This window comes from Mesorhizobium sp. WSM4823 (assembly GCF_055811195.1).
The window spans coordinates 2,501-6,112 of the sequence record NZ_JBVVQL010000036.1; the positions used below are offsets into that span (position 1 = coordinate 2,501).

General features: G+C 53.5%; 2 rRNA genes. Both read left to right on the forward strand.

From position 1 onward, the window contains the following. Positions 1-253: 253 nt before the first annotated feature. Positions 254-3,121, forward strand: a 23S ribosomal RNA gene (locus tag AC0L26_RS31825). Positions 3,122-3,398: 277 nt separating this feature from the next. Further along, a 5S ribosomal RNA gene (gene rrf, locus AC0L26_RS31830) occupies positions 3,399-3,513 on the forward strand. Positions 3,514-3,612 lie beyond the last annotated feature (99 nt).

A 3,612-nucleotide genomic window follows, 5' to 3' on the forward strand; every position in this document is an offset into this window, starting at 1 on the left:
TCTTGGCTCTCCGCCTGTTCTGTATGACATCGTAAAGAGAAGATTTGTTCGAACTTCATGATCCGAAAGGCTTGTGATTTGTCGCGGGAGACGCTCAATCTCCCGCATATGATGGGTTTGCCTAACCGCACCCTCGAACCGATCTCGAGAAGCTGGTCTTTTTGTGCCAATGACATCAAGCCAAGTCCCGCACAGGATTTGGCTTATGCGACGATCTCTTTGAGATCGCGCGGTGGGTATTGGCAATGAGAACGATCAAGTGTCTTAAGGGCAATTGGTGGATGCCTTGGCATGCACAGGCGATGAAGGACGTGATACGCTGCGATAAGCTACGGGGAGGTGCGAATACCCTTTGATCCGTAGATTTCCGAATGGGGAAACCCACCTAAGGTGCTTGGAAAATCAGAGTAGCAGGGCAATTGGCGCGAGATCCCAAAAGGATTGAGCGTTAAGCGACGATCTCTTTGAGATCGCGCAGGCTTGCTGCTGTGGTTTCCAAGTATCTGTTATAGGTAACTTATCCTGAATACATAGGGATAAAGTGGCGAACGCGGGGAACTGAAACATCTAAGTACCCGTAGGAAAGGACATCAACCGAGACTCCGGAAGTAGTGGCGAGCGAACCCGGACCAGGCCAGTGGCGATTGAGAGATAAGCGGAACCTTCTGGAAAGTAGGGCCATAGTGGGTGACAGCCCCGTACGCGTAATGCGATCAATCGTCCTCGAGTAAGGCGGGACACGTGAAATCCTGTCTGAAATTGGGGGGACCACCCTCCAAGCCTAAGTACTCGTGCATGACCGATAGCGAACTAGTACCGTGAGGGAAAGGTGAAAAGCACCCCGACAAGGGGAGTGAAAGAGTACCTGAAACCGATTGCCTACAAACAGTGGAAGCCCAAGGTTCGTCCTGGGTGACCACGTACCTTTTGTATAATGGGTCAGCGACTTAGTGTGACGAGCAAGCTTAAACCGGTAGGTGTAGGCGCAGCGAAAGCGAGTCTGAACAGGGCGTTCAGTTCGTCGCATTAGACCCGAAACCGAGTGATCTAGCCATGAGCAGGTTGAAGGTAAGGTAACACTTACTGGAGGACCGAACCCATAACTGTTGCAATAGTTCGGGATGACTTGTGGCTAGGGGTGAAAGGCCAATCAAACTCGGAAATAGCTGGTTCTCCGCGAAATCTATTTAGGTAGAGCGTCGACCGAATACCCCAGGGGGTAGAGCACTGGATGGGCTAGGGGTCCTCACCGGATTACCAAACCTAACCAAACTCCGAATACCTGGGAGTACTAGTCGGCAGACACACGGCGGGTGCTAACGTCCGTCGTGAAAAGGGAAACAACCCTGACCTACAGCTAAGGTCCCCAAGTTATGGCTAAGTGGGAAAGGATGTGAGGATCCCAAAACAACCAGGATGTTGGCTTAGAAGCAGCCATCATTTAAAGAAAGCGTAACAGCTCACTGGTCTAAATAAGGGTCTTTGCGCCGAAAATGTAACGGGGCTCAAGCCATACACCGAAGCTTAGGGTTTGTGAGCAATCACAAGCGGTAGCGGAGCGTTCTGTAAGCTGATGAAGCCATACCCGTGAGGGGTGGTGGAGGTATCAGAAGTGCGAATGCTGACATGAGTAACGTAAGGGGAGTGAGAGACTCCCCCGCCGAAAGTCCAAGGGTTCCTGCTTAAAGCTAATCTGAGCAGGGTTAGCCGGCCCCTAAGTCGAGGCAGAAATGCGTAGACGATGGGAACCACGTTAATATTCGTGGGCCTGGAGGAAGTGACGGATCATTGAGGTAGTCCAATCTTATCGGATTGAACGGGCTGCTGCGTGGTTCCAGGAAATAGCTCCTCCTTATAGACCGTACCCGAAACCGACACTGGTGGACTGGTAGAGTATACCAAGGCGCTTGAGAGAACTATGCTGAAGGAACTCGGCAAATTGCACGCGTAACTTCGGAAGAAGCGTGACCCTTTTCCACGCAAGTGGAGGAGGGTGGCACAGACCAGGGGGTAGCGACTGTTTATCAAAAACACAGGGCTCTGCGAAGTCGCAAGACGACGTATAGGGTCTGACGCCTGCCCGGTGCTGGAAGGTTAAGAGGAGGGGTGCAAGCTCTGAATCGAAGCCCCAGTAAACGGCGGCCGTAACTATAACGGTCCTAAGGTAGCGAAATTCCTTGTCGGGTAAGTTCCGACCTGCACGAATGGCGTAACGACTTCCCCGCTGTCTCCAGCATAGACTCAGTGAAATTGAATTCCCCGTGAAGATGCGGGGTTCCTGCGGTTAGACGGAAAGACCCCGTGCACCTTTACTATAGCTTTACATTGGCATTCGTAGTGGCATGTGTAGGATAGGTGGTAGGCTTTGAAACCTGGGCGCCAGCTCAGGTGGAGCCACCCTTGAAATACCACCCTTATCACTATGGATGTCTAACCGCGGCCCGTCATCCGGGTCCGGGACAATGTATGGTGGGTAGTTTGACTGGGGCGGTCGCCTCCTAAAGAGTAACGGAGGCGCGCGATGGTGGGCTCAGAACGGTCGGAAATCGTTCGCTGAGTGCAATGGCATAAGCCTGCCTGACTGCGAGACTGACAAGTCGAGCAGAGACGAAAGTCGGTCATAGTGATCCGGTGGTCCCGCGTGGAAGGGCCATCGCTCAACGGATAAAAGGTACGCCGGGGATAACAGGCTGATGACCCCCAAGAGTCCATATCGACGGGGTTGTTTGGCACCTCGATGTCGACTCATCGCATCCTGGGGCTGGAGCAGGTCCCAAGGGTATGGCTGTTCGCCATTTAAAGCGGTACGTGAGTTGGGTTCAGAACGTCGTGAGACAGTTCGGTCCCTATCTGCCGTGGGTGTAGGAATATTGAAAGGATCTGTCCCTAGTACGAGAGGACCGGGATGGACGGATCTCTGGTGGACCTGTTGTGGCGCCAGCCGCATAGCAGGGTAGCTATATCCGGACGGGATAACCGCTGAAGGCATCTAAGCGGGAAACCCACCTTAAAACGAGTATTCCCTGAGAACCGTGGAAGACGACCACGTTGATAGGCCGGGTGTGGAAGAGCGGCAACGCTTGAAGCTTACCGGTACTAATAGTTCGATCGGCTTGATCGTTCTCATTCCTTATGCCCATTTGACAAGTCAAATGGCCTGTTCTCACTCACGCTTGTTCCGCCCTGCGGGCGGCGCTACGTGGGTGCGGCGCATCGGCGCCGACGGTCGGTCGACCTTGCGAAGCTTCGCTTCGAAAGGCGCCAAGACCGAAAGAACGGTAAAGGCACACATAAGACCAGCGAACAGCTCACAGAGAGCAGAAAATAGGGTTCCCTATTGGCTACTCACTATTGGCTATTCGCTCAAAAAGCTTCTCGAGCAACGTGCGCTTTGCCGACCTGGTGGTTATGGCGGAGCGGCTGCACCCGATCCCATTCCGAACTCGGCCGTGAAACGCTCCAGCGCTGATGGTACTTCGTCTCAAGACGCGGGAGAGTAGGTCGCTGCCAGGTCTGCAAAACGCACGTCGCAAAAATCCAAATCTTCTCTCTACAAACAGGCCCGCCAATCGGGAGAACGGGCCGCGTAAGCGGCCCTTTCAATTGGCGGAA